This window comes from Vibrio sp. OPT46 (assembly GCF_015163535.1).
Taxonomy (GTDB): Bacteria; Pseudomonadota; Gammaproteobacteria; order Enterobacterales; family Vibrionaceae; genus Vibrio; species Vibrio alginolyticus.
The window spans coordinates 20,794-26,922 of record NZ_JADDYG010000008.1 but is presented as its reverse complement, the minus strand read 5'-3'; the positions used below and the strand labels follow the sequence as shown (position 1 = coordinate 26,922).

The window sequence follows — 6,129 nt, the reverse complement described above, 5'->3', positions numbered from 1 at the left end:
TGAGTCGGAATTGGATTACTCATTGCGAGCGGCGAATGAACTAGAGGCAAAAATTCTTGAGTTGGGGGCTGAGAATGTCATGGCTTTTGTCGCTGAGCCCATTGTGGGAGCCACCGCTGGAGCTGTGCCTGCGACTCAAGGTTACTTCAAACGTATTCGCGAAATATGCGACCAATACGATGTGTTATTGATCTTGGATGAAGTCATGTGTGGCGTTGGACGCAGTGGTAGTTTTTTTGCATTTGAGCAAGAAGAGGCAGAACCCGATCTGGTGTGTATGGCTAAAGGGCTTGGTGCGGGTTATCAACCTATTGGCGCGGTGGTTGCGAATGATCGAGTCTACCAAGCTATTGCCGGTGGAAGCGGTTTTTTCCAACATGGCCATACCTTTATGGCGCACCCTGTGGCGTGCGCTGCTGCCGTGGCAACCATTCAAACCATCTTCCAAGATGATTTATTAACGGCGGTGAATCAGCAAAGTGCTTTGCTGCGTAATGAGCTTACTTCTGAATTGGCCCATTTACCGTACATTGGCGACATTCGTGGTAAAGGCTTATTTTTTGGCATTGAGCTGGTGGCGGATAAAGAAAGCAAGGCGCCTCTGAGTAAAGCCACATTGGCAGACAAACGCATCAAACAGCAAGCAATGGAAAATGGCTTAATGTGCTACCCAATGGGCGGAACGATTGATGGCGTTAATGGGCACCATATCTTGCTTGCACCGCCATTCATTATTCAGCCTCACCATATTGATGAGCTAGTTGGCAAACTCTCATTAACGCTAAAAGAGGTAGCGAAGGAATGGAATTAGAAAATCGATGTATACGAGAGCCTATCGCTATTATCGTGGCCCCAAACGGTGCAAGAAAAACTAAGCACGATCACGCCAGCTTACCCATGACAAAAGACGAACTGGTTGCAGAGGCTATCGCTTGTCAAACGGCAGGGGCTGCCATGATCCATTTACATGCTAGAGACGCCAACGGACGTCATTCATTAGACATCGACGACAACATGGCAATTTACTATGCCGTGAAAGAAGCGGTGGGACAAAACATGATGGTACAGCTCACCACAGAGGCGGTGGGCTTGTATTCTCCGCCACAACAGATGGCGTTAGTTAAAGCTGTGAAACCAGAAGCGGCTTCTTTCGCATTGAGGGAGTTAATCCCTGATCGAGCAAGTGAGAAAGAAGGGTATGCCTTTTTCCATTGGGTGGCAGAAAACAACATCGTGAGCCAAATTATTCTCTACGATGCAACCGACATTGAACGTTATTTCCAACTGCGTGATGCGGGCGTGTTACCTAAAACGTATCAGCATGCATTAGTGGTGTTAGGGCGTTATCACCAAGCTCAACAGTCTTCGCCATGGGATTTACGAGGTTTGAATTTGGCGCATTTTGTCGAGGAAGAAATTCGATGTGCCATTTGTGCTTTTGGCGCGCGAGAGCAAGACTGTTTAGCGAGTGCGATGTTACTTGGATTCGATGTGAGAGTGGGGTTTGAGAATAACCACGTCGATGTGGCAGGCGAATTAGCAATCAGTAACGCGGCTCAGGTGGAAGCTCTACGCGATGTGGCGCATCGCTTTGCGATTCCTTTACACAGTGCGCAAAGTTTGCGTTCAGCTTTGAAGTAAATCTGCTCGCGGAAAAGAAAAAAAGAAGAAAGGAAAGTAAAAAGGCTCCATCGGAGCCTTTTCGGTATTTGTCGTTAGTTCTCAGTTTGCGCTACAGGTTGACGAGCGGGATGTTTGATAAACACCGCGACAATAGCCGCTATCGCTAATGCAAAACAGTAGTAAGAATTGGCAACTACTTCAAGTGGCGAGAGGTTGAACACGGAACCTAGCAGCAATACTTGAGCACCGTAAGGCAACACGCCTTGCACCACGCATGAGAAAATGTCTAACAAGCTTGCTGAGCGGCGAGGAGAGACATTATTCTCTTCCGCCAGTTGGCGAGCAACGCTGCCCGATACAATGATGGCTACGGTGTTGTTTGCCGTACAGCCATTGACCATTGATACCAAACCTGCAATACCTAGCTCGCTTGCACGACTGTTCGCATGCTTAGAGTGACTAGAGCCAAACGCGTGGATAAGGCTACTAACGAAATTTGTTAGAAAAGCAAGGCCACCTTGGCGGCGCATCAGTTCACTCAAACCACCAATCAACATGGATAACAAGAAGATCTCTTGCATGTTACCAAAGCCTTTGTAAACGTCTTGGGCTAGATTAGTCAGTCCGTAATTGTCAATCGATGCCAAGCTCACGCCGCCAGCCAAAAGAATGCCAATCGACAGAACCACAAACACATTCACACCAGATACCGCTAGGATCAAAATAGTGATGTACGGCAAGACTTTTAGCCACTCAATATCGCCAGTTTCAGGCACTTGAGTCGCGGTACTGTTGAAAGCGAACACTGCAATCGCGATCAACGCCGCAGGTAAAGCAATACGAATGTTCTCTTTAAACTTGTCTTTCATCTCACAACCTTGAGAGCGTGTCGCCGCGATGGTGGTGTCAGAGATGATAGAAAGGTTATCACCAAACATAGCGCCGCTCAGTACAACGCTTGCGGTTAACGGTAAGCTCATTCCTGCTGATTCAGCAATACCCAACGCTACGGGGGCAACGGCTGCGATGGTACCCATCGAAGTCCCCATTGCTGTTGCGATAAAAGCAGAAATCAGAAAAATGCCCGGTAAAATCATGCTGGTTGGAATAGCGGATAAACCAAGGTTTACTGTTGCATCAACACCGCCAGAGGCTTTTGCTACCGCAGCAAAGGCACCTGCAAGCAGATAGATCATACACATTGCGATGATGTCTGGGTGGCCAACACCACGCATGAAGTGTTCGATTGAGCGGTTAAGCCTCTCTTTACTTAAAAGAAACGCAATGATGATGGCTGGTAATACCGCGATGGGTGCAGGCAGCTGGTAGAAGGCAAATTCCACGCCTTGCAAAGATAAGTAAGTGCCTACGCCAATAAATAGCGCAAGGAATACAATTAATGGGATCAGTGCGACCGCAGACGGTGCAACTGTTTTAGTAGTTTGTTGGGAACCGGACATGTAAACGACAATGTTAATGATAAGAGAGAAGAGCAGACTAATATCACATTTCTACATTGTCAACGTCTAGACGTCTAAATGGCTGCTTAGGTTTTACACGTAAAGAAAAAGATAAAAGCTCGTGTTGCGTATCTCACTGATACCACGAGCTTTAGTTATGCGCTAATGAAGAGACTGTCGTTATTGCATTGATTTGGCTTTTTTGCGTTTAACAATACCTAAAACCATCCACGTAAATAAGACAGCAGCAAATGCCCATACCAGATATTTGTATTCGGTGTACAGGTTGCTCAGCACGCTTAAATGCTCAAATGCAAAGTGAGTTAACAAGCTGAATACCAATACCCAAACCGTCGCCGCGAGGGCGTTACCGAGCAAAAACTCTCTACGTGGCATTTTCGCGATACCGCATGCAAGAGGCATAAATTGCTTCATTCCTTCAATAAAGCGGCTGACCACCAAGCACGTAGGGCCGTATTTCTGGATAGTCAATTGAAGCGTTTGCATCTTCGGGCCGGAAATGTAGCCTTTTTTATCTAACCACCCCTCAAAGTAATAACCGATTAAGTAGCCACAGGTATTACCAAAAAAGCAGCTCAGCCACGATACCATCATTACCATACTTAGGTTCATGACTTGCTCTGACGAGAGCAAAGATGCCGCGATCATCAGTGATTGACCAGGCATCGGGATACCTATCCCTTCTAGAAATATACTGACAATCAGAGCAACGTAGCCGTATTGCTCAAGCAAAGGCTTCATTGACATGAGAAGTTCGTTAATATGTTCCAAAAGCTTTCCCCTAATAAAAGCGGAACGAAGTTGGAGTGATACTCCGAATGTCCTATTGGGTCAATTCTTGTTTCTCACCATTGAGAAAAACTGACATGCCTCTAATAATTGCGCAGAATCAACCAGCAGCAGGCTTTATTCGCCGCCACGCTCTTTGGTAGCGGCGAATTAGGGAGATCCTTATGACTCTTTAGCTTTAGTAAATGCGCCATACAAATCAAGGCGTCGGTGACGTAAGTTGGTTACTGAACCCTCGGTATTAAGTTGCTTCAACTTAGTCAAATCAACATCGGCGAAGATTATCATTTCGGTGTTGGCGCTTGCTTCTGTCAAGGTCGCATCGTGCGGGAAGTAGATATCCGACGGTGAAAATACGGCAGATTGTGCGTACTGGATATCGACATTATCAACACGAGGTAAGTTGCCGACACTGCCCCCAATTGCAACGTAGCATTCGTTTTCGATGGCTCGTGATTGGGAACAGATTCGTACTCGTTGGTAGCCATTTTTTGTGTCTGTCCAGAAAGGAACGAACACAATTTGTGCGCCTTGCTCGGCGAGCATTCTTCCCAACTCTGGGAACTCGCTGTCATAACAAATCAGTATGCCGACTTTGCCTGCATCGGTTTCGAACACTTGAACATTGTCACCACCGTCGATCACCCAGTCTCTTTGTTCATGAGGCGTGATGTGGATTTTATATTGAGCGTTTATTTCACCATCTCGTTGCAGCAAGTAGGCCACATTATACAACTTGCCATCCTCGATGACGGGCATACTGCCTGCAATAATGTTGATGTTGTAGGTGACGGCCATCTGCGAGAAGCGGTTTTTGATCTCTTCTGTAAAGCTAGCCAAAAAGCGAATTGCTTCGACGGAATTTTGGTCGTTTTGCAATCCCATCAGCGGCGCGTTAAAGAATTCAGGGAATAGGGCGAAATCGGCTTTGTAGTTCGCAAGAGAAGAGATGAAGAACTCAGCCTGATCGAGCAAGTCCTCTAAGTCATTCATGGCGCGCATTTGCCACTGCACAACACCAATACGAATCAGCGTTTTTTCTACATCATGGACGGATTGAATATCCTCTTCGTAGAAGAAGTTATCCCACTCCAGTAGAGTTGCGTAGCCTTTAGAAGCACTATCCTCTGGCAAGTAACCACGCATAATACGCTTTACATCGAAGTCATTTGCAAGCTGAAAAGACAAAATAGGATCGTGAAGCTCACGGCGTTTTATCTTGTCGATGTATTCAGCCACGCTCAATTCGTCAGCATATTTGTGGTAATTCGGGATGCGGCCACCGGCCAAAATTGCTTTGAAGTTCTTACTCCGGCAAAGTTCTTTACGCGCATCATACAGACGGCGACCTAAACGCAGTCCACGGTAGTCCGGGTGAACAAATACATCGAGACCATACATGGCGTCACCGGTCACTTGGTTTTGGATGACGTTGTTCTCGGTGATGATGTCGGTGTATAGGTGAGGAAGTGAAAATCGGTTGTAGTCCACTTTGATTGTTAGCGCTGCGCCGACAATTTTTCCGTTATCCTCAATACAGATTTGTCCATCAGGAAACTGATGAATGAGATCCATGATGGTCAGGCGTGGCCATGAGCCACCAACATCAGGAAAAACAAGGTCCATTAATTCCGCGAGCTCTGGGTAATCGGTCGGCTCAATGGTGCGTAAAGAGAGTCTTGGCGTGTTGCTGTCCATATCCTACTATCCATTTATCCTTTTTAAATAGTATGGATGAGAATGCCATAAATTTGAGCAGACAGATACCGAAGTCTTTGAGTTGTTTTGGTTTACCTAAACGAGCTTAAAGAAACAACATTAACTTAGCTTGCTCTTCAGCCATTCGTGAAACACCGCTACTTTTTTAGCCGAAAGGCGATAATTTGGGATCATCACGTAATAACCATAACCGCTCTGTAAAGTTAGGTTGAGAATATGTTGGATATCCCCTCTTAAAATAGAATTCTGCGCCATAAAATCAGGAAGTAAGGCGAGTCCTTTTCCCATTTTGACGGCTTCGTAAGCTAGGTAAAAATGTTCAAAGCCTACAGGTTGATAGGTAACGGGAGATTCTACAGTGTAGACAGCTTTAAATTGCTCCCATAGCTGAGGGCGAGTGATTTGAGGTATAAAAGGATAATTGCTAACAGCGTGCACACTCTCAATTGCAGGAGCATTTGTACAACCGACTAATAACAATGTTTCTTCGCACAGTAAGTGGCTGTATTCATAATGT

Annotated in this window: 6 protein-coding genes; 2 read left to right on the top strand and 4 right to left on the bottom strand. The window is 46.0% G+C overall.

Going from position 1 to position 6,129, the window contains the following annotated elements; translation table 11 throughout:
* On the top strand, positions 1–811 hold an 811-nt coding region (locus IQR33_RS32025), incomplete at its 5' end, for an aminotransferase class III-fold pyridoxal phosphate-dependent enzyme (protein WP_228013701.1).
* Complete coding sequence (locus tag IQR33_RS01425; protein WP_053302975.1) at positions 802–1,641, top strand: 3-keto-5-aminohexanoate cleavage protein; 840 nt, start codon at positions 802–804, stop codon at positions 1,639–1,641. The genes IQR33_RS32025 and IQR33_RS01425, both read left to right, overlap by 10 nt.
* A gap of 74 nt (positions 1,642–1,715) precedes the next feature.
* Here the strand turns inward: IQR33_RS01425 and IQR33_RS01420 are convergent, their stop codons facing one another.
* From IQR33_RS01420 to IQR33_RS01405, 4 genes are all read right to left on the bottom strand, one after another.
* A complete protein-coding gene (locus IQR33_RS01420) occupies positions 1,716–3,083 on the bottom strand; it encodes a Na+/H+ antiporter NhaC family protein (RefSeq protein WP_193837485.1) in 1,368 nt (455 codons plus the stop codon).
* A 180-nt stretch (positions 3,084–3,263) separates the two neighbouring features.
* Complete coding sequence (locus IQR33_RS01415; RefSeq protein ID WP_005383738.1) at positions 3,264–3,851, bottom strand: DedA family protein; 588 nt, start codon at positions 3,849–3,851, stop codon at positions 3,264–3,266.
* Positions 3,852–4,055: 204 nt separating this feature from the next.
* On the bottom strand, positions 4,056–5,591 hold the full coding sequence (locus IQR33_RS01410) for a bifunctional GNAT family N-acetyltransferase/carbon-nitrogen hydrolase family protein (protein WP_161440932.1): 1,536 nt from the start codon (positions 5,589–5,591) through the stop codon (positions 4,056–4,058).
* Between the two features lie 120 nt (positions 5,592–5,711).
* The coding region (locus tag IQR33_RS01405; RefSeq protein WP_265575770.1) for a LysR substrate-binding domain-containing protein at positions 5,712–6,129 on the bottom strand (418 nt) is incomplete at its 5' end.

What these genes read in the sequence shown, in the direction of transcription:
- IQR33_RS01425 (WP_053302975.1), top strand. Translation starts at nt 802, where the DNA reads ATGGAATTAGAAAATCGATGTATACGAGAGCCTATCGCTATTATCGTG.
- IQR33_RS01420 (WP_193837485.1), bottom strand. Translation starts at nt 3,083, where the DNA reads ATGTCCGGTTCCCAACAAACTACTAAAACAGTTGCACCGTCTGCGGTC.
- IQR33_RS01415 (WP_005383738.1), bottom strand. Translation starts at nt 3,851, where the DNA reads ATGTCAATGAAGCCTTTGCTTGAGCAATACGGCTACGTTGCTCTGATT.
- IQR33_RS01410 (WP_161440932.1), bottom strand. Translation starts at nt 5,591, where the DNA reads ATGGACAGCAACACGCCAAGACTCTCTTTACGCACCATTGAGCCGACC.